14 protein-coding genes are annotated in these 21,242 nt (G+C 54.3%); 5 read left to right on the top strand and 9 right to left on the bottom strand.

Annotated elements, in window-relative coordinates:
- Positions 1 to 239: 239 nt before the first annotated feature.
- Positions 240 to 1,853: a phosphoenolpyruvate carboxykinase (ATP) gene (gene pckA / locus VSS37_RS16965; RefSeq protein WP_324697116.1), complete on the bottom strand. Its 1,614-nt coding sequence runs from the start codon at positions 1,851 to 1,853 to the stop codon at positions 240 to 242.
- 250 nt (positions 1,854 to 2,103) lie between these two features.
- On the opposite strand from pckA, the gene VSS37_RS16960 reads away from it, so the two are divergent.
- On the top strand, positions 2,104 to 3,582 hold the full coding sequence (locus VSS37_RS16960; protein WP_324697114.1) for a DEAD/DEAH box helicase: 1,479 nt from the start codon (positions 2,104 to 2,106) through the stop codon (positions 3,580 to 3,582).
- Here the strand turns inward: VSS37_RS16960 and creD are convergent.
- Positions 3,554 to 4,927: a cell envelope integrity protein CreD gene (gene creD / locus VSS37_RS16955; RefSeq protein ID WP_324697113.1), complete on the bottom strand. Its 1,374-nt coding sequence runs from the start codon at positions 4,925 to 4,927 to the stop codon at positions 3,554 to 3,556. The two genes, VSS37_RS16960 and creD, sit on opposite strands and share 29 nt — an antisense overlap.
- Positions 4,928 to 5,348: 421 nt before the next feature.
- Here creD and VSS37_RS16950 point away from each other — a divergent pair, with 421 nt between their 5' ends.
- From VSS37_RS16950 to VSS37_RS16940, 3 genes are read left to right on the top strand one after another with little or no spacing between them, the layout of a single operon-like run.
- Positions 5,349 to 7,274 (top strand): PrkA family serine protein kinase, encoded by a 1,926-nt coding sequence (locus tag VSS37_RS16950; protein WP_324697112.1) that lies wholly within the window; start codon positions 5,349 to 5,351, stop codon positions 7,272 to 7,274.
- A 12-nt stretch (positions 7,275 to 7,286) separates the two neighbouring features.
- Positions 7,287 to 8,576 carry a YeaH/YhbH family protein gene (locus tag VSS37_RS16945; protein ID WP_324697111.1) on the top strand — a complete coding sequence of 430 codons (1,290 nt, stop codon included), beginning with the start codon at positions 7,287 to 7,289 and terminating at the stop codon, positions 8,574 to 8,576.
- Complete coding sequence (locus VSS37_RS16940; protein WP_324697109.1) at positions 8,576 to 10,114, top strand: SpoVR family protein; 1,539 nt, start codon at positions 8,576 to 8,578, stop codon at positions 10,112 to 10,114. The genes VSS37_RS16945 and VSS37_RS16940 overlap by 1 nt, the downstream gene beginning before the upstream one ends.
- A gap of 6 nt (positions 10,115 to 10,120) precedes the next feature.
- On the opposite strand, the gene VSS37_RS16935 is transcribed toward VSS37_RS16940, so the two are convergent.
- From VSS37_RS16935 to VSS37_RS16915, 5 genes are all read right to left on the bottom strand, one after another.
- Positions 10,121 to 12,460, bottom strand: a complete 2,340-nt coding sequence (locus VSS37_RS16935; protein ID WP_324697107.1) for a nitric oxide reductase activation protein NorD — start codon at positions 12,458 to 12,460, stop codon at positions 10,121 to 10,123.
- 16 nt (positions 12,461 to 12,476) lie between these two features.
- The gene (locus VSS37_RS16930) at positions 12,477 to 13,292 is read right to left on the bottom strand and encodes a CbbQ/NirQ/NorQ/GpvN family protein (protein WP_324697105.1); all 816 of its coding nucleotides are present in this window, start codon (positions 13,290 to 13,292) and stop codon (positions 12,477 to 12,479) included.
- Between the two features lie 25 nt (positions 13,293 to 13,317).
- A complete protein-coding gene (locus tag VSS37_RS16925) occupies positions 13,318 to 13,632 on the bottom strand; it encodes a hypothetical protein (protein ID WP_324697103.1) in 315 nt (104 codons plus the stop codon).
- A 71-nt stretch (positions 13,633 to 13,703) separates the two neighbouring features.
- Positions 13,704 to 14,060, bottom strand: coding sequence for a ribulose bisphosphate carboxylase small subunit (locus VSS37_RS16920; RefSeq protein WP_324697101.1), 357 nt, complete (start codon positions 14,058 to 14,060; stop codon positions 13,704 to 13,706).
- A 26-nt stretch (positions 14,061 to 14,086) separates the two neighbouring features.
- Entirely contained in the window at positions 14,087 to 15,508 is a 1,422-nt protein-coding gene (locus VSS37_RS16915; RefSeq protein WP_324697099.1) for a form I ribulose bisphosphate carboxylase large subunit, read from the bottom strand.
- 147 nt (positions 15,509 to 15,655) lie between these two features.
- On the opposite strand from VSS37_RS16915, the gene VSS37_RS16910 reads away from it, so the two are divergent.
- Positions 15,656 to 16,567: a LysR family transcriptional regulator gene (locus VSS37_RS16910; RefSeq protein ID WP_324697097.1), complete on the top strand. Its 912-nt coding sequence runs from the start codon at positions 15,656 to 15,658 to the stop codon at positions 16,565 to 16,567.
- Positions 16,568 to 17,042: 475 nt separating this feature from the next.
- Here VSS37_RS16910 and VSS37_RS16905 read toward each other — a convergent pair whose 3' ends face one another.
- Together VSS37_RS16905 and VSS37_RS16900 are read right to left on the bottom strand one after the other, a co-directional pair.
- The gene (locus VSS37_RS16905) at positions 17,043 to 17,657 is read right to left on the bottom strand and encodes a response regulator transcription factor (protein WP_324697095.1); all 615 of its coding nucleotides are present in this window, start codon (positions 17,655 to 17,657) and stop codon (positions 17,043 to 17,045) included.
- Positions 17,654 to 21,028 carry a chemotaxis protein CheB gene (locus VSS37_RS16900; RefSeq protein ID WP_324697093.1) on the bottom strand — a complete coding sequence of 1,125 codons (3,375 nt, stop codon included), beginning with the start codon at positions 21,026 to 21,028 and terminating at the stop codon, positions 17,654 to 17,656. Before VSS37_RS16900 ends, VSS37_RS16905 begins: the two co-directional genes overlap by 4 nt.
- Between the last annotated feature and the right edge of the window lie 214 nt (positions 21,029 to 21,242).

Here is a 21,242-nt window from a genome sequence, read left to right as displayed (position 1 = left end):
CCATTGTTTGACCTTACTGCTCCAATTGCTCTGTTGGAGCCTTTTCTCTCTGTTATCTATTGTTTAAAAATAGTACATATCAAGGTGAAATGGAGGGGATTTTGTATATCAAGTAAGCAAAATATATTTATCGAAATATTTTTCGTTTTATAGATGGGATGTGATGTTTGGGCGCATAAAAAAAGCCGTGTTCACTGTGTCAACACGGCCTTCAAAAAAATCAAAACAGAGCAATGGGGTCAGGAACGTCCTGCGAGCGGGGCGGCGGCCAAAATTTCTTCTGCAACGCCATCGCTGTACTGGGTGAAATTCTGGTGGAAAGACATCGCCAATTGGGTGGCTTTGTCTTGATAAGCCGCCTTATCCGCCCAAGTGGAAGAGGGGTCAAGCACTTCAGCCGGAACGTCAGGGCAGGACACTGGAATATTCAGCCCAAAAATCGGGTCAGTACGGGTTTCCACCTCATTCAGTTCGCCGTTCAGCGCGGCATTGACCATGCTACGGGTATGGTGGATGTTCATACGCTTGCCAACGCCATAGCCGCCGCCGCTCCAGCCGGTGTTGACCAGCCAACAGGAAACGCCATGTTCATTGATTTTCTTGCCGAGCAATCCGGCGTAGACCGACGGATGCAGTGCCATGAACGGCGCGCCGAAACAGGTGCTGAACGTGGCGCTCGGCTCGGTGACGCCTTTTTCCGTGCCCGCCACTTTGGCGGTGTAGCCAGAAATGAAGTGGTACATCGCCTGTTCGGTCGTCAATTTTGAAATCGGCGGCAATACACCGAAAGCATCGCAAGTCAGCATGATAATGTGCTTGGGGTGGCCTGCTTTGCCTGGGTACAAGGCTCCAGGAATCTGGGTGATTGGGTAGCTGGCGCGGGTATTTTCGGTAATGCTGTTGTCATCCAGCTTTAGCTTGCGGGTCACCTGATCCATGACCACGTTTTCCAGCACAGTGCCGAATGTCTGGGTGGTTTTATAGATCAATGGTTCCTGCTCTGGCGACAAATTGATGACTTTGGCGTAGCAGCCACCTTCCAGATTGAAGACGCCGTGATCGCTCCAGCCATGCTCGTCGTCACCAATCAGGGCGCGGTTAGGGTCAGCGGACAAGGTGGTTTTGCCGGTGCCGGACAAGCCGAACAGGATAGCGACATCGCCATCCTTGCCAACATTGGCGGAGGCATGCATGGACATGATGCCGCGTTGCGGCAACAGGTAATTCAGCACTGAGAAAATGGATTTTTTGATTTCACCCGCATAATGGGTGCCGCCAATCAGGATCAGGCCACGAGTCAGGTTCAGCAGGACGAAAGTGCTGGAATGCGTGCCATGAACCGCTGGGTCAGCCTGCATGTCGGGCACATGGATGACCGTAAATTTTGGATCTGTCACCTCGAGTGTGCGGCCAAGGTCATCCGGGCGGATGAACATATTGCGGGAGAATAAGGCGTGCCAAGCATATTGGGTGATGATACGGACTGGCAGTTCGTCAGCCGTGCTGGCACCGGCCAACAGATCCTGCACAAAAACTTCCTTTCCTTCCAGGAACTGGAGAGCCTCTGCCAGTAGCCGGTCAAACTGCTCTTCAGACAAGGATTTGTTGACCTTTCCCCACCAGACGTTGTCGTGGGTGCCAACATCATCGACCGTAAACTTGTCATTGGGCGCGCGTCCGGTAAAAGAACCGGTATAAGCAACGAATACGCCATCTTCGCTGATTTTACCCTCACTCCGGTTGAGAGCCTGTTCGTATAGAACTGGCGAAGACTGGTTCCAATAAATGTGTTGCAGATTTTGAAGTCCCAATGTGCTGGCGAGATGTTCTGCCAGTGCGGCTGTTGCAGTCATAATACGCCTCCGGTAGCGCGTTCGATGTCGACAATATTGCCTGGATGTTAAAAGGAGGCGAAAGATAATAGTCCATAATGTTGACTTTTAGAATACGCTTTATCTGATTTCCATCAAAATATTAGAACATTGTCGACATTAATTGGTTTGTCTGTCGACAATATGCGCTGCCAAATGCGCTTCCTGAAAAAATGGCGTGGCGCTTTGCTTTTTGTGACGCCATGCAGGGTCAGTGTGATATTCTCGCAGAATGGAAAATCTCTACTTAAGTCAAACACGTTTCGATGAGTTCCAACTGGATGGGCGCTTGTTGGCCTCTATCCAGGAGGCTGGTTTTGAATTCTGCTCACGCATCCAAGCGGAGACGCTGCCCTTGGCATTGGCAGGCCGGGATGTCGCAGGACAGGCGCAGACAGGCACGGGCAAAACCGGCGCTTTTCTGGTTTCAGTCTTCCAACATTTGCTGAATAATCCATTGCCAAATCCGGAAGGGGGGGCGGTGCGCAGCCTGATTCTGGCTCCGACCCGTGAGCTGGCCATCCAGATTGCCCGTGACGCTGAGGAGTTAGGCAAGCACACAGGATTGCGTCCAGTGCTGGTGTATGGTGGTGCAGGCTATGACAAACAGCGCCGCCAGTTCGAAGACCCGGTGGATGTCCTGATCGGTACGCCAGGGCGGGTGATCGACTATTGGAAACAGCATGTTTTTACCCTGCAATATGCGCAGGCGCTGGTGCTGGATGAGGCCGACCGCATGTTTGACATGGGCTTCATTGCAGATGTGCGCTATCTCATCCGTAAAATGCCGCCACCGACCAAACGCTTGAACATGCTGTTCTCCGCCACGCTGTCGCAGCGGGTGCTGGAACTGGCTTATGAGCACATGAACAATCCGCAGCAGGTTCAGATCGAGGCGGAATCCGTGCGGGCTGACAACATAGCCGAGCATGTCTACTTCCCGGCGAATGAAGAGAAGATCCCCCTGCTGATTGGCCTGATCCGCAAGCTGAACCCGTTCCGGGCGATTGTATTCGTCAACACCAAACACATTGCGGAAAAAATTGATGATTACCTGCGGGGGAATGGCGTCCGTTCCGACCTGATTTCCGGGGATGTGCGGCAGAACAAGCGCGAAAAATTGCTGCGTTCGTTCGAGTCCGGCGAGTTTCAGGTGCTGATCGCCACTGATGTGGCCGCACGCGGGCTGCACATTCCGGATGTTTCCCATGTGTTCAATTTCGACCTGCCGCAAATGGCGGAGGATTACGTTCACCGGATCGGGCGCACCGCCCGTGCAGGTGCCTCCGGCGAAGCGCATAGTTTCGCTTGCGAAGACACCGCTTTCTACCTGCCGGAAATCGAGGAATACACCGGCAAAGCCGTGCCGGTGGAAAAAATCACTGCGGATCTGCTTCCCACCGATTTGCAGCGCCCGCAACGCACCCAGCGGGAGCGGGCAGGGCGTCCGCATGACAACAACAGGCGGGGGGATGGCCGCCGTAACGACAAACGTCCAACCCGGCACAGGGAAAAAACGAAAAGCGATGGTGAACCGCCCGCCGCTGCTGTTCCTGCTGAGGCGGTTTCCTCAGTGGTGGAGGCAGCAGCCGAAGGCAATGGCGAGCAGAAAAAGAGACGCCGCCGTCGGCCCCGCAAAAAGCCGGTTGACGGTTCCACTTCATCTGCCCAGGAAACTGCTGTCAGCCATTCGGTTTCAGATGACGGGTGACATACATCATGATGCTGGTTGTCAGCGCCAGCAGGGCGGCACCTGCCAGCAGGGCGTAATCCTCCATCTGCAATAGCAGATACAGGAATCCATACAACGCCGCCAACGTCAGGAAAATAATCAGGATCTGGCGGCTGTTGCGCAGTATGGCCCCGATATACAGCGTGATAATGAGGACTGTTGTGGCCGAAGCGGCCAGATAGGCGTAGAGGAAACCGACTTGCTCCGCCAGCGCCAACAGGATCAGGTAAAACAGCGACAACGCCACGCCGACAAGGGCGTATTGCAGGACATGCAAACGCTGTTTCAGGCTAAGTTCAATCGCCAGCAACACCAGGAAAGTCAGGCCGATAAACAATGCCCCATATTTTACCGCACGGATAACCTGGCTATACAAAGTCGTCGGCTCATACAGATTCACACCCGCCGTTGCCTGGCGCAGGTCGTATTCCTGCTTGTCGTCCATGACCCAGGATTGCGGGTAATTGCGCACCAAATGTGGGATGTCCCATTCAGCATGGAAACCTTGTTCATTGACTTCATACTTGTCCGGCAACAACTCACCTTGGAAGCTCGGATGTGTCCAAGGGGAAGTCATGCGGATGGCGGTGTTTTCCCCTAATGGCGCAAAGAACAACCCATCACTGCCGCGCAGGCTGAGGGTAAGCTTGAACTCATTGGTGGTGTTGCTGCTGGCACTGACTGGCAAGGGTATATGGAAGCCGTTTGGAGCCAGCTTGTTAAGCAGGGTTCCAGGCTCCAGCCCAATACGGCCATCATTCCAGAAGAAACTGGAAGCCGTATCGATGGCGCGGGTGTCATCCAGGCCAATGGCGACAAATGCCTTGTCCCACAAAATACGCTTTTCCCCTTCGCCCGAACCCGATAGCGCTTCATGGTTGAATTTGCCGGTGAGGCTCAGGTTGGCGGTATAAACCAATGCATCATAGATGCCACGCTGGCGATGTTCCTCTTTCAGGTCAGTGCGGATTTCCAGCATTTCGGGCAACAGGACGGCAGTCCGGTCATTGTAGATGTCCTTGCTGACCACGCGATTTTCACCATTTTCATCAGTGAGCGTGTCGACGCTGGTAAGGTGTTCAACATAAGGGATGACCAATATCGGGCCAACCAACGTCTGTTTGCCCCCCCAGGAACTGGCGATGTTATGCAAGGCGTTGTTGTAGTAGGCACTGCGTTCGTTCACGACCTTGCTTACCAGGTACAGAGGGGCCAGCATCAACAGCCCCAGCAAGGCAACGGCGAACACACGCAGGCCGGAGGAGCGTGACAGGGTGCGGACACGGCTGGTGAGGATGGGGGGCGGGGGAATCTGCTCCGACATGTTCCTTGATCCTGATGTTGACGGGGCAGATCATAGCATGAAACCCGGCGCAAACTTATACTTCGGGGGGATTGCAGCCGCCTGTTCCCCCTGTTGGTTTCGCGTCTTGGAAAACGTTGGGCGGCGCTGCCCAGTGTCTCCGTTTATCTGCTAATTGGTGCGCGCAAAACAAATTTAAGGGTAAATTGTGAACACGACGGCAAGGTTAGAAAAGTCATGCATCTAAAAATAAGTCAGCCATTACACTTTTTCTGATAACTGTAGTCTAACCTCAAGTGCATACAGGAATTCAACAACACCCAGCTTCATGTCACTTGGCATTTGGCTTGCAAGCTGTCAATATCAGATGATGATCGTCGTCTGGCGCAAGAAATCTCAGGGCAGATGACCGCCCAGTTAGTCACCGTGAAAGGGGTACAAAATGAGTAGCATATTCAATCACTATCAGTCCCGATACGAAGCCTTACAAGAAGAAGAATATTCGTTGCAAGAGTACCTGGATATTTGCAAACGTGATCAGATGGCCTACGCCACTGCGGCGGAGCGGATGCTGTACGCCATCGGCGAACCGGAGGTGATCGACACCTCCCGCGACCCACGTATGAGCCGGATTTTCGCCAATAAGATCATTCGCCGTTACCCGGCTTTTTCCGAATTTTATGGCATGGAAGACTGCATTGAGCAGATCGTCTCCTTCTTCCGCCATGCCGCGCAAGGGCTGGAGGAAAGCAAACAGGTGCTGTATCTGCTGGGGCCGGTGGGCGGCGGCAAATCCTCATTGGCAGAGCGCCTGAAAGCACTGATTGAAAAGGCTCCGATCTATTCCATCAAGGGTTCGCCTATCAATGAATCCCCACTGGGCTTGTTCAATGTGGAAGAGGATGGCGCAATCCTGGAAGAGGATTACGGTATCCCGCGCCGCTACTTGAAGACCATTATGTCGCCGTGGGCGGTCAAGCGCCTGCACGAGTTTGGCGGCGACATTTCCAAGTTCCGCGTGGTCAAACGCCACCCTTCACGCCTCAACCAGATTGCCGTTTCCAAAACCGAACCGGGTGATGAAAACAACCAGGACATTTCCTCCCTGGTCGGCAAGGTGGACATCCGCAAGCTGGAGGATTACCCACAGAACGACACCGACGCCTACAGCTATTCCGGAGGGTTGTGCTTGTCCAACCAGGGGCTAATGGAGTTCGTGGAAATGTTCAAGGCGCCAATCAAGGTGCTGCACCCGTTGCTGACCGCCACCCAGGAAGGCAACTTCAACGGCACGGAAAGCATCGGTGCCATTCCATTCTCAGGCATCATTTTGGCGCATTCCAATGAATCAGAATGGCAAAGTTTCAAAAACAATCGCAATAATGAGGCATTCATTGACCGCGTTTCCATCGTCAAGGTGCCTTATTGCCTACGGGTGACGGAAGAAATCAGGATTTATGACAAGCTGCTGGTGAACAGCTCTCTGGCGAAGTCCCCGTGTGCGCCGGATACGCTCAAAATGTTGGCGCAGTTTATCGTCCTGTCACGCCTGAAGGAGCCGGAAAACTCCAGCCTCTATTCCAAAATGCGCATCTATGACGGCGAGAACCTGAAGGATATTGATCCAAAAGCCAAAACTATCCAGGAATACCAGGATACGGCAGGCGTGGATGAGGGCATGAGTGGGCTTTCCACCCGGTTTGCTTTCAAGATTCTTTCCAAGGTGTTCAACTACGATGCCACCGAGGTGGCGGCTGATCCGGTGCATCTGATGTATGTGCTGGAGCGCCAGATTGAGAAGGAACAGTTCCAGGCGGAAATCCAGGCGCGCTATATCCGCTTCATCAAGGAATACCTCTCCCCGCGTTATGTGGACTTTATCGGCAAGGAAATCCAGACTGCTTACCTCGAATCCTATTCCGAATATGGCCAGAACCTGTTCGACCGCTACGTCACCTACGCCGACTTCTGGATTCAAGACCAGGAATTCCGTGACCCTGAAACCGGCGAATTCCTTGACCGGGCGGCGCTCAACGCCGATCTGGAAAAGATCGAGAAACCGGCAGGCATCAGCAACCCGAAAGATTTCCGCAACGAGATCGTCAATTTTGTGCTGCGCGCGCGCGCCAACAACAATGGCCGCAACCCAGCCTGGACCAGTTATGAAAAACTGCGCCGTGTGATCGAGATGAAAATGTTCTCCAGCACCGAAGACCTGCTGCCGGTCATTTCCTATGGCGCGAAATCCAGCGCGGACGAGCAACGCAAGCATGACAACTTCGTCGACCGCATGATGAAGCGTGGCTACACTGAGAAACAGGTGCGCCTGTTGGCTGAATGGTACCTGCGTGTGCGCAAGTCGCAGTAAGGAGCGTCATACATGGCTTATATCGTTGACCGTCGTCTGAACAGTAAAAACAAGAGCCTGGTGAATCGGGAGCGCTTCCTCAAGCGTTACCAGAAACAGATTCGCCGCGCTGTGTCAGATGCCGTCAGCCGCCGCAATATCACGGACATGGAGCAGGGGGAAAGCATCACTATCCCCAAACGCGACATTTCCGAGCCGGTTTTCCGTCATGGTCAGGGTGGAAAACGTAATATTGTACATACCGGCAACAAGGAGTTTATCGAGGGCGACCGGATCCAGCGTCCGCCCGGTGGTGGGGGAGGCGGTAGTGGCTCAGGCGACGCCTCCAACAGCGGCGAGGGGATGGATGACTTCGTTTTCCAGATTTCACAGAAAGAATTTCTTGAATACCTGTTTGAAGACCTTGCCCTGCCCAATATGGTCAAGCGCCAACTGTTGAGCATGGATTCGTTCGATTATCACAGGGCCGGTGTCAGCGAAGTTGGGAACCCATCACAGATCAACATTGTGCGTTCCATGCGCAGCGCCCATGCCCGCCGTATCGCCCTGCGCGGCAAGGATCGCCGCCGCCGCCGCGAAATACTGGAGGAACTGGCGGCGCTCGACCGTTGTGACCCCAATGATGAGGCGACGGAACAGCGTGATTTGTTGCAGGCGGAACTGGCGCACCTGAATGTCAGGATACACGCCATCCCGTGGCTGGATGATTTCGACCTGAAATACAACCTCAAGGTCAAGATGCCGAGGCCATCCCCCAAGGCGGTGATGTTTTGTGTGATGGATGTGTCCGGCTCAATGACCCAGGAAATCAAGGACACAGCCAAACGTTTCTTTTTCCTGCTGTATCTGTTCCTGAAAAAGAATTACGAAAAAATTGAGGTGGTGTTCATCCGCCATCATACCCAGGCGCAGGAAGTGGACGAGGAAACCTTTTTCTACGCCCGCGAGACTGGCGGGACAGTGGTTTCCAGCGCGCTCAACCTAATGGGCGAAATCCTTGAGGAACGCTATTCACCCAACCAGTGGAATATCTACGTGGCGCAGGCGTCCGACGGCGACAACTGGCATGAAGATAACCAACATTGCCACGATGCATTGGTAAGCAGCATTCTGCCTTTCGTCCAGTATTACACCTATATCGAAATCGGTGACCGGGACCCGCAGGGGCTCTGGTATCTGTATGAACACTTGCAGCGTGATTTCGGCGACCGTTTCGCCATTCAGCGGGTGCGCAACAATGCCGAAATTTACCCGGTGTTCCGTGAGTTGTTCCGGAAACATGCCGGTGAGGAGGTCGATTGATGGACAACATGGCGGCAGAAAATGGGGAAAAACACTACATTTCGACTGATTCGGAATGGACGTTTGAAACCATCGAGACCTACGAGCGTGAAATTGCCCGTATTGCCCGTGACAAGTTCAAGCTGGACACTTACCCGAACCAGATCGAGATCATCCGTTCCGACCAGATGATGGACGCTTACGCCTCCATCGGTATGCCGGTGTTCTACAACCACTGGTCTTATGGCAAGCATTTCGTCAATGTGGAGCAGAACTATACCCGAGGGCGTATGGGGTTGGCGTATGAAATCGTCATCAATTCCAACCCCTGCATTGCCTACCTGATGGAGGAAAACACCCTGACCATGCAGGCGCTGGTGATTGCGCACGCTTGCTACGGGCACAACTCCTTCTTCAAGGGCAACTACCTGTTCCGCACCTGGACGGACGCCGAGGCCATCATCGACTACCTGATGTTCGCCAAAAAGTACATCACGCAATGCGAAGAACGCTATGGCGTCGAACAGGTGGAGGTGTTGTTGGATTCCTGCCATGCACTGATGAATTACGGCGTCGACCGCTACAAACGTCCGGCACCCATTTCCGCAGCGGAGGAACAGCAACGCCAGAAAGAGCGCGAGCTTTACATCCAGCAACATCTGAATGATTTGTGGCGCACCTTGCCGCATCGGGGCAAAGAGCGCGAGGAAGAAAAGGCGGCCAAAATTTTTCCGGAAGATCCGCAGGAAAACTTGCTGTATTTCATCGAAAAGAACTCGCCGTCACTGGAAACGTGGCAGCGTGAAATCATCCGCATCGTCCGCAAAGTGGCGCAATATTTTTATCCGCAGCGCCAGACGCAGGTAATGAACGAGGGCTGGGCGACTTTCTGGCATTACACCATCCTCAACGAAATGTATGACGAAGGGCTGGTGGACGAAGGCTTCATGATGGAGTTCCTGACTTCCCATACCAATGTGGTGATGCAGCCTGCTTTTGACAGCCCTTATTACAGTGGCCTCAATCCGTATGCGTTGGGGTTCGCCATGATGGGCGACATCCGCCGCATTTGTGAAAACCCGACGGATGAAGACCGGCGCTGGTTCCCGGACATTGCTGGTTCCAACTGGCTGGAGACGCTGGATCACGTAATGCGCAATTACCGGGATGAAAGCTTCATCCTGCAATTCCTGTCGCCGAAGGTGATCCGTGATTTCCGTTTCTTCGCGCTGGAAGACGATGACCGCAAGAACACCATCGATGTCATGGCCATCCATAACGACGAAGGCTACCGGCGGATACGGGAAATGCTTTCCCAACAATACAACCTCAGCCAGCAGGAACCGGACATCCAGGTGTACAAGGTCAATGTGCGTGGCGATCGTTCCCTGACTTTGCAGCATGTGCTGAATGAGCGCCGTCCGTTGAACAACGAGGTCAACGAAATGCTGCGCCATGTGCACCGCCTGTGGGGATATGACGTCCATTTGCACTCCGTGGAGCCGGATGGCCGCACCGTGCGCAGCTATCATCTGGTCGGCGAGTACCAGAACACCTGATTCTGTTTACCTTGTCAGACTAGCAAACAGCAGTGGCAACTGTTCCGGCAAACGATCCACATGGTCAATAACCGTGTAGTTGTTCTGCCCGAAAATCCGCTTTACATAATCATCTGCATACGGATCAAGGGTGAGGCAGTAAGTCAGCACACCCGTGGTATACAGTTCTTCCACCGCCTTTTTGGTGTCGAAACGCAGGTGCTGCGGATCGCGCTCGTCAATGTCGGCAGGCTCGCCATCTGTTACCAGCAAAATCAGTTTACGGCGTTCCGGCTGCTTGTGCAGGTGGTGTCCGGCATGACGCAATGCCGCGCCCATGCGGGTGGATAAGCCCCCCTTCATTCCTGCCAATCGCGATTTGGCTTCATCATCAAAATGCTGGTTAAAGTCCTTCAGGCGGTAATACTGCACATCATGACGCCCGTCGGAGGCAAAGCCGTGAATCGCGTAAGGGTCGCCGATGCCTTCAATGGCCGTCGCCACCAGCGTGGAAGCCTCGCGGGTCAGTTGCAGCACACTTTTATCGGAACCCTTCATCGGTTCATTGGTGGATTCGGACAAATCCAGCAACACCACGACCGCCAGATCGCGGCTTTTTAGCACGTTACGCATGGTGATACGCGGGCTTGGCTGCTCCCCCATACGAATGGCAATCATCGCATCGACCGCCGCATTGATGTCGATTTCGTCGCCGTCTTCCAGCCCCCGCTGACGCTGCACACCTTCCGGCGTCAACAGGTCGATAATCTGCCTGATACGGTGTGCAACCGGGCGGTAAGCATCGACAATGGCGCGGATGTCATCCGGGTCGCCTTTTTTCTGCCGACGTTCATACAGCGTCACCCAATCGGGGCGATGCAGCTGAATCTGGTAATCCCATTCGTGGTAATGAAATGGGTCAGAAACCGGCTCCTTGCCCCACATATCATTGAAACTTTCCGTATTTTCCAGATCGTCCTCGTAAGGGAACATTTCGGTGGAACACGTCCAGATTTCCTGCGCATCATCGCCCGCCAGTTCGCAATCGACTTCGTTGGCCATTTCAATCACGCTGACCTGCTTGCGTACCTGCCGCTGGCTGGCTGGGACGTATTCAAAGCCGACATCCCAGGTCAGTTCCTCGAACTCCCACACAAAGCGGTTGTCATCGCGGTACGGAATACGGATACGCTCCAGAATGCGTAGGCTCGGCACTTCCCGACGGGCAGCGAAGATATTGTAAAGCTCCATTCCCATCAGCCAGGAATAGTGCTGGTCATCCTGTCGCGCGTTGATATTGGCATGAAAACTGGCGGCGAAACGGTTGAGTTCCTCATCATCCGCATGCACGGAGGCATCCAGCAACATCAACGCCACCTGCTCCAGAATCGCCATGGTCGGATGTTCGACCTTGCCTTCATAGTCCGCGGTAAGTAGCCGTATCCACAGGGTTTTCAGGCCAGGAAAAGCCTGCACAGCCTTGTATTCCACCCGCGCATCTTCCAGAAAGCCGATGAAAAACATCTGCGCCGGGCTGAGTTGCTCGGCGGAAAGCGCGGCCTTGGCGTACATCAGATGCGAAGCCATGTGCGCGGCAGTGGCGCGATACAGTTCCAGCCCTGGAATATCGCTTATGTCATCCACCGCATCCGGCAGGTGGAATATCCGGTGCTCGATATACGGGCGAAAATCGGTGTAATCCGCCCCCGTAGGACGCAGGAAAAAATCACGTCCCCACAAGGCGCGCAGGTAGAAATTCAGTTTGCGCTGTGTCTTGACGAACAGCACGCCACGCCGTTCTTTTTGCAGGGTTGCCTTGCTATCCGCCGATTCCAGATTGAAATACGCAACCAAATTGTTGAAATCACGCCGGTAAGCCTGTGCGCCAAAGTTTGCCCAACGGCGCAGGCCACTCAGGGTCAGCTTGGAGAGCAAATCGTCCATGTGGTTAAGCATCGGGCGCAAACCACGCGCAGCCGTCGACGATAATTGGTGAATAAAGGTCAGGTAACCACGCACCAGCTCCGCATCGCCCAAATGCCGCGAAGCCGTCGGCAGGCTGCCCAGCATCAGGGTAATGACTTCGCCGGACACCATCGAAGACAGTTTCATGGCGGCGGTCACAACATCGGGAATAATGTCTTCGCCACATTCCTTGGCGACCAGCGGCATCTCCTGCAAGTAAGTCATCACCAGATCTTTGCCACGCCCCAGTTTATGCAGGCCTTGCGCACCATCCAGATAATCCTGCAAACCAGCGGGCGACATCACCCGTGAGGCTTCCTGCCAGGAACTCTCCAGGATTTCGCGGGCATCGGGGGAAAGTTTCTCCAGAAACGATTGATAATCTTCCAGTTGAATCGTCATGAGCTGCCGCCTTTTCTTACCCGAAGAAGGTTTGTACGGCTGCGTTCAGCGTATCGCGCATATCCGGGTCGTCGGTCAGTGGCGTCACCATGGTCATGGTGCACGCCGCCTGTGGGGAAATGCCTTTCACAATCAATTGCCCAGCGTATACCAGCAGACGGGTGGAAATGCCTTCGTCCAGACCGTGGCCTTTCAGGTTGCGGGCGCGGTGGGCAATCTGCACCAGTTTGCCTGCGGTCTTTTCATCCACACCGGATTCCTTGGCAACAATCGCGACCTCAATGCTTTCTGCCGGATAGTCGAAATCGAGTGCGCCAAAACGTTGCTTGGTGGACTGCTTCAGATCCTTCATCAGGCTTTGGTAGCCGGGGTTGTAGGAAATGACCAGTTGGAAATCGGGGTGCGCTTCGATCAGTTCCCCCTTTTTGTCCAGCGGCAAAGCACGGCGGTGGTCGGTCAGTGGGTGGATGACAACGGTGGTGTCCTGGCGGGCTTCCACCACTTCGTCCAGATAGCAGATCGCACCGATCCGGGCTGCGGTCGCCAGCGGGCCGTCCTGCCATTTGGTGCCGTCCTTGTCGAGCAGGAAACGGCCTACCAGATCGGAGGCGGTCATGTCTTCGTTACACGCAACCGTAATCAGCGGACGTTCCAATCGCCAGGCCATATATTCAACAAAACGTGATTTGCCGCAACCAGTCGGGCCTTTCAGCATCATCGGCATACGCGCGCTGTAGGCAGCTTCGTAGAGCACGATTTCATCGCCTACTGCTTCGTAGTAGGGTTGCCTTCTGACGAAATACTGGGTTGGGTCAACAGTGTAATCGGACATAAGATGGCCTCTTATTCTGCAAGGGTTATTCTTCGTAGTCGGTTTCGTGTTCACCCGACCAACCGGCTACGCGTGCCTGGGCAATGGCGGGGTCGTGAATCTGTCTGTGGCGGGCGGCCAGTTCAGGCGGCAGGTGGCTGACCAAGCAGCCATATTTGTCCCACTCGGCGTTGACTTTCTGCAATAGCGAGTCAATCCCGGCCAGATTCCAGTTTTTGCAGGTTTCCGTCTCAGGAATCAGCCTGAACACCCAGGCGTCGCGGATGATCTTGCCGATGGTGGTCATGCCGCCGTTGATATCGTTATCGATGCCTACGTAGCGGTCGGGTCTGCTGGCCATGAAAATATCCTGTTGTTGGTGGTGACGCTGCGCCGGATCGTGCGGCGCAGCGTTGTGCGGTTTTGGATGTTTTAGACGGGCTTGCCGCGATGGATGACCATGGCCGCACCGGCGGATTGGGCGTAGTTGTCGAAACCCAGCAAACGGATGTGGTTGTTCGGGTGCGCTTTGCGGCAGCTTTCCACTTCGTCCAGAATGGCGTCAACATTGGTTTCGCCAAACATCGGCAGTTTCCACATGTACCAGTAATGGCCAAAGGCATTTTCAGGCTCGGTGTGTTCGATGCCGGGGTTCCAGCCTTTGTTGACGATGTACTGGATTTGCTGGCGGATTTGTCCATCCGTCATCGGCGGCAGGTAGGAAAAGGTTTCAAACTTGCGGCTGCCGGTATCGCTCAGGCTTGATTTGTAGTCTTGCATACCACTCATTGTGATGTACTCCAGATAAGTTCAGGTTACTTGTGGGCAATGTCCAGCTTGTCGACGGTGTCGAATTCAAACTTGATTTCTTTCCAGGTGTCCATGGCGGCGGCCAGTTCCGGGCTGTGCCGGGCGGCGGTGGTGAGGATGTCCTTGCCTTCTTTTTCCAACTGCCGACCCTGGTTGCGCGCTTCAACGCAAGCCTCAACCGCGACCCGGTTGGCGGCGGCGCCAGCGGCGTTGCCCCAGGGGTGGCCGAGGGTGCCGCCACCGAATTGCAGGACGGAATCATCCCCGAAAATGGTGACCAGCGCAGGCATGTGCCAGACATGGATGCCACCGGATGCCACCGGCAACACGCCCGGCATGGAGCCCCAGTCCTGGTCGAAGAAGATGCCACGGGAACGGTCTTCCTTGATGAAGCTGTCGCGCATAATGTCGATCCAGCCCAGGGTGGCCTCACGGTCGCCTTCCAGCTTGCCGACCACGGTGCCGGAGTGCAGGTGGTCACCGCCGGACAGGCGCAGGATCTTGGTCAGCACCCGGAAATGGATGCCGTGGTGCGGGTTGCGGTCGAGCACGGCATGCATCGCGCGATGGATGTGCAGCAGCATGCCGTTGTTTTGGCACCACTGCGCCAGCTGGGTGTTGGCCGCCCAACCGCCGGTGATGTAGTCGTGCATGATGATCGGCGCGCCGATTTCCTTGGCGTATTCGGCACGGCGCATCATTTCATCGGCGGTCGGTGCCGTTACGTTCAGGTAATGGCCCTTGCGTTCGCCGGTTTCGGCTTCCGCTTTGTGGATCGCTTCCATAACGAAGTCGAAACGGTGTCTCCAGCGCATGAAAGGCTGCGAGTTGACGTTTTCGTCATCCTTGGTGAAATCCAGGCCGCCACGCAAACCTTCGTAACAGGCGCGGCCATAGTTCTTGGCGGATAGCCCCAGCTTCGGCTTGATGGTGCAACCCAGCAGCGGACGGCCATATTTATTGAGGATGTCGCGTTCCACTTGGATGCCTTGTGGCGGCCCGTTGCAGGTCATGACGTAGGCGATTGGGAAGCGCACGTCTTCCAGGCGCAGCGCCCGCAAGGCCTTGAAGCCGAACACGTTGCCGACCAGCGAGGTCATGACGTTAACGACAGAGCCTTCCTCAAACAAATCAATTGGGTAAGCCACGAAGGCGTAAAAACAGGTGTCATCGCCTGGCACGTCTTCAATCGCGTAGGCACGGCCCTTGTAATAGTCCAGGTCGGTCAGCAGGTCAGTCCATACGGTAGTCCAGGTGCCGGTGGAAGATTCCGCAGCGACTGCCGCCGCCACTTCTTCACGCGGCACGCCGGGCTGCGGGGTGACTTTGAAGCATGCCAGGATGTCGGTGTCTTTCGGGGTATAATCCGGCATCCAGTAGGTTTCGCGGTATTCCTTGACACCCGCACTGTAATTTCTAACTGCCATGAAGCGCCTCCAACGAGGTTGATTGAAAGGTTTTTGTTTAAACAACTCGAATAGTTGATGGATTTAGTATGGCAAACTGTATGTATAATTGAAACTCAATAGTTAACACGTTAAAAATAAGTAAAGCTGATGTTTTGAGGAGTCATAATGCACCTGTCGTTACGCCAGATACGGATATTTGAAGCTGTCGCCCAGCACCAAAGCTACACCCGGGCGGCAGAAAAGCTGCACATGACGCAGCCCGCCGTTTCCATGCAGATCAAGCAGTTGGAGGAAGACAGCGGGTTGGCGCTGTTTGAGCGGCAAGGCAAGCGCATGTGCCTGACCCAGACCGGGCATGACCTGTTGCATCACGCCAGCCAGGTGTTGCAGGCGTATAACGATCTGTTGGTGGCGATGGAGGAACGCAAGGGCGTCAAGGGGGGGCATCTGATCGTGTCGGTCGCCACCACGGCGAATTATTTTGTTACCCAGTTATTGGCTGAGTTTTCACGCCTGCATGAAGGCATCAATGTCACCCTGGATGTGACCAACCGCCATATGTTGCTGGATCAGCTCGAAAATCACGAGCCTGACATGGTGATCATGGGCGAGCCGCCCAAGGGCTACAACCTGCAATCCGAGCGCCTGATGGAGAACCCGTTGGTGATGATCGCGGCACCTGATCATCCGTTTGCCCGGCAGCAAGCAACACTTACGCTGGATGAAGTGTTGAGCGAGCGCTTCATTATCCGCGAAAAAGGCTCCGGCACCCGTAGCGCGATTGAGCGCCATATCCAAAACTTCAATAAAACCTGCGGCTCCACGCTGGAAATGCGCAGCAACGAAACCATCAAGCATGCAGTGGAGGCAGGCCTGGGGTTAGGCATTGTTTCCCTGCACACCATCCAGCCCGAACTGGAGAGCGGACGGTTGACGACGCTCAATGTGGAGCATTTTCCGATTCGCCGTTATTGGCACATCGTCATGCGCAAGGGCAAACGCCTGTCGCCGATTGCGCAGGAATTCAAGCGCTTTGTCATGCAGGAAGCTCCCCGTTTCGTGCAGGCCTGGGCTTGAGGCGTCAGTCGGCCAACAGGGTGACGGTGGTTTCCGCCGTTTGCCGACAGTTGGATAAATTCAGGGCTATTCCAAGCTAGCAATACTTCTGGCAGTTTAATAAAGATATTTCTCCGTATGGCATTACATTGATAAAATTGTTGGAAAACAAATCAATTCAGTGATTTATTGGGTTGCTAATGAATTATACATGGCCTTGCCATCTGAATTAAATCAGGGCATGAATTATATCCACTCCCCAAATAAGGGCATTATGGGGCGGCGTAGGTCGGTAGGCCAGCTACGGTGCACACACCATACGGGCATATAGGCGCATATGAGGTTTTTGGCAAGCATATTGCATTATACCCAGACCAGACGCGCGAGGCGCAGAAAGGTGAGAGTGTGGTAGTGTCAGATTATGTGCGCTGTACCAGTATTGCTGGTATGGCGCGCATATGTCTGTTTATGTTGTGGGGTGTGCCTACTGGGCAGGTCATTGTAAGGGGGCGGTTTCCCGTGCCATGCTGACCAGTTCAATCAAGGAAGTCGCATGCATTTTTTCCATCATGTGGCTGCGATGGAATTCAACGGTCTTAATGCTGACGCCCAACTTGGCGGCAATTTCTTTGTTGGAGTGGTTGTCGATCACCAGGTTCATGACTTCACGCTCACGCTCGGTCAAGTTGGCGATACGCGCTTCGATCGTCGCCAGCCGGATGCGCGCCTGTTGATGGGAGTTGTCCAGCGCCAGCGCTTCATGCACATAATCCAGCAGCACCTGATCCTCGAACGGCTTTTCCAGGAAATACATGGCTCCGGCCTGCATCGCCCGCACTGCCATTGGGATGTCGCCGTGTCCGGTAATGAAGATAATCGGCAGGGAATATTTTTGCTTGGTCAGGTATTGCTGCAATTGCAGGCCGCTCATTCCGGGCATCCGCACATCCAGAATCAGGCAACCAACCATATGCATGGTGTAGAACTTGATGAATGTTTCCGCAGACTCAAAGGTCGCCACATTCAGGCGCATGGATTCCAATAGCCAACGCAAGGAGTCACGCACGGCTGGGTCATCATCAACAATGAAAACGGTCGGCTGGTAATTCATTTCCGCATGTTCCCTTTTATTGGCAGTGTAAAACTGAAGGTTGCGCCCTTGTCCTGGTTATTGCTGGCTTCAAGCTTACCACCATGCACTTCAATAATGGAACTGCTGATCGCCAGCCCCATACCCATGCCGTTTTTCTTGCTGGTGTAAAATGGGCGGAAAATTTTCTGGGCGAAATCCGGTGGTAATCCAACACCTTCGTCAATTACTGAAACCCGTGCTTCCTGCCCGCCGACAGCTTCAGTACAAATTTGCAGGGAGCCAAGGTTGTTGGGCGAGGCTTCCTGCATGCTTTCCAACGCATTCAGGATCATATTTACGATGACCTGCTCGATCTGGATTTTGTTCACATTGACTAATATCAGCTCATGGCTCAGGTGCTTGATCAAATTGACCTGCTTGAATTGCTCAGTGGTGTCCAGCAAGTGCAGGGTTTCCTCTACGATGCTGTTGATGTCCTGTTCCCGCCACTCAATGTCCTGGTCTTTGCGGGTGAAATCCTTGGCGTAACGCAGGATTTCACCCGCCCGCCGCACCTGTTTGCCCACCAGTTGCATGACATCGCCAATGTCCGTCATGCTGCATTCGCCGCTTTGCATGCGCAACTCACAGCCACGGATGTAATTGGCGATGGCGGAGAGCGGCTGGTTGAGTTCGTGGGCGATGCCGGAAGCCATTTCCCCGAGCGTATTCAGGCGCATGATGTGGGCGAGCTCCTGCTGGCGTTCGGCCAGAAGATCCTGGGCGAGTTTCCGCTCGGTGTGGTCGACAATGATCGACATGATGCGCAATTCATCATCGTCGAGGTGGATCAGCACCGGGCGTATTTCCAGCCAGCGGACTTTGCCTTTGAATGTCTTTACCTTCACCTCACGGGCATGGAGTTCGCCTGTCGCATTGATGCTGTTGATGCACTCTTCAATGACCGGCAGGTATTCGGGGAAGACAAAGTCCCGCATGGAATGGCCGATCAGCTGTTCAGGGTTGTCCGCTTCCATGATGATGGGGCCAGCCGGATTGACTTCCAGAATGGAGCCGTCCAGGCCGCAGATATTGATCCAGTTCGGCTGGCTCCGGAAGATGGTGTCAAGTTTGGCGCGCCCGATTTCCAGCCGTTCCTCTACCCACCGGCGCTCCTCGACTTCGTGCAGCAGGCGCTCATTGGCGGCCTTGAGCTGCTGGTTGGCGGCTTCAAGTTCGCTGCTTTTGACGCTCAACTCCTGGTTGACTGTGCGCAATTCTTCGTTGGTGGATTGCAGTTCCTCATTCGAGGTCTGCAACTCCTCACTGGAGGTGAACAGTTCCTCATTGGTGGATTGGGCTTCCTCGTAGGTGGATTGCAGTTCTTCGTTGGAGGTTTCCAGCTCTTCGATGGTGGTTTGCAGGCTTTCCCGGACTTCGCGCAGTTCCCCCTCCAGTTCCTTGATGCGAGGGGCGTCGCTGATTTGTATGAATTTATTCTCAGAATCAGTGGAGTCGTCATCGATTGGCAAGGTTTCAAAAATGACAACGCTGACTTCATTTTCAGTCAGCTTGCCAGCGGGGAAGTAACAGGCGCGCATAATCAATTGCGTCGGTTCATCTTTCAATGTGAAGTGTATGTGGCGGCTACTGATGACGTCTTCGCTACGGCGCGCCTTATAGAGCATGCCGCGTAAATCTTGACGTAAATCTGGCCGAATCAGCTCCAGCACATTGAGCACCGTGCGCCCTTCGGAGAAGCCCAGGAATGGGTCAACATTGCCGCGCACGTAGATGATTTCCTGCCGCTCGTCCAGCATAATGCAGGAAGGCTGGTAAATGCTGACCAGCAATTTGTCGATGACATCCTGCAATTTGATACGGGGCTTGTCCCGGTTGCGGTTGTTGTAATGGTTGCGCGGCTCCCGCAGCAGGCGGTTTTGCAGCAAATAGGGCAGATGGCCTTTCATATCGCCGCGACGCCGGTAGATACGTGCTTTGCGGTCAACGGCGACAAACAGATGCTCGCTGCCGCCGACCGTCTCGGATTTGCCGAGCAACATGATGCCGCTGTCCTCCAACCCATAATGGAACGATTCCAGCACATTGCGTTGCAAGGTCTGGTTGAAGTAAATCAGCACATTGCGGCATGAGACCAGGTTCAGGTGTGAAAACGGCGGGTCGCGCACCAGGTCGTGCCGGGCAAACAGCACCATGTTGCGGATGGCCTGGGTAAGGTGGTATTCGCCATCTTTCTGAATGAAATACTTGTCGATGATGCGTTGGTCAATGCCGGAAACCGAGGCTTTGGAATAACGCGCCTGCCGGGCGACGGCCAGTACGCCATCGTATAGGTCTGTGCCGAAAATTTGCACCTTATAGCGGGCGATCCGGTTGCCGAGGTATTCCGCCAACATAATGGCGATGGAATAGGCTTCTTCTCCGGTGGCGCAGCCCGCCACCCAGATACGAATATCGTTGCCGTTTTTCGGCACAATGTCTTCCAGCACCCGGCGTAAGGACTGGAACACATCGAAGTCGCGGAAGAAACTGGTGACAGAAATCAGGATGTCGTTATGCAGCTCATACAATTCTTCCGGCTTTTGTTTCAGGAAGGCGCAGTATTCTTCCAGTTGCTTGCATTTATGCAGGGTCATGCGCCGCTCTAGACGCCGCAGAAGGGTATTGCGTTTATAGTCGCGGAAATCGCTGCCAGTCTGTTCCAGCAACATGCGCAGGATTTCCTGGATGTCATCCTCACTCGGCTCCGGCTTGCGGGCGAATAGGAATGAACCGGCAGATTCTTCCAACAAGTCGTGAATTTGCTGGGCAATCTCTTCAGGGGGCAGTGCCAGATCAACATGCCCGGTGCTGATGGCGGCGTGCGGCATGCTGTCGAAGCGGGCGGTGGATTCCAGTTGTGCAATGGTGATGCCGCCCTCGGCCTTGATGGCGCGGATGCCGTGCGCGCCATCAAGGCCGGTGCCTGACAAGATAATGCCAATGGAGCGCCTGCCGTGATGTTCCGCCAGTGAAGCGAACAGACGGTCAACCGACGGCTTGGGGCCGATCCCAATGGCCTTTTCCAAATGGACGCGGCCATTGACATAGAAGGCATCCATTGCGGGGGGGATAATGTAGAAGGTGCCCGGCTCTGGCACCTGTTCATGCTCCAACTCCTGAATCGGCAGTTTGGTTTCCCGCGCCAAAATGGGAGCCAGCATGCTGCTGCGTTTGGGGTCAAGATGTTGGGCGAGAATATAAACCACCCGTTTGTCAATGGGCAGGTTCGGGACTAACAAACGCAATGCCTCCAGCCCTCCGGCGGAAGCACCGATCCCCACAATGATCATGGGATTAGCGTCGTCTGTATCTGATTCTATTTGGGCGGCTTCGTTTTCGATGGTCATGGCGTCACTCTCGCATAGCCAGATTCTAGCTTATCGAAAGATGCACAACCCGAAAAAATTGGGGAGCCTGCGTTCTGGCTCCCCTGTCAAGTTTTTCTTGGTTCGGTCTGTCTTAACTCTTTGTGCGACGTTATCACAACGTGAATATACCCACAGCCCTCACTCCTAGCATTGCGTCAAGCGCTTTCTTTCTGTGGAATACAAGGTGAAGTAT

The organism is Candidatus Thiothrix phosphatis (assembly GCF_035668035.1).
GTDB lineage: Bacteria > Pseudomonadota > Gammaproteobacteria > Thiotrichales > Thiotrichaceae > Thiothrix > Thiothrix phosphatis.
Note: the sequence above shows the minus strand (reverse complement) of the source record. Positions and strands in the feature narration are given on the sequence as shown.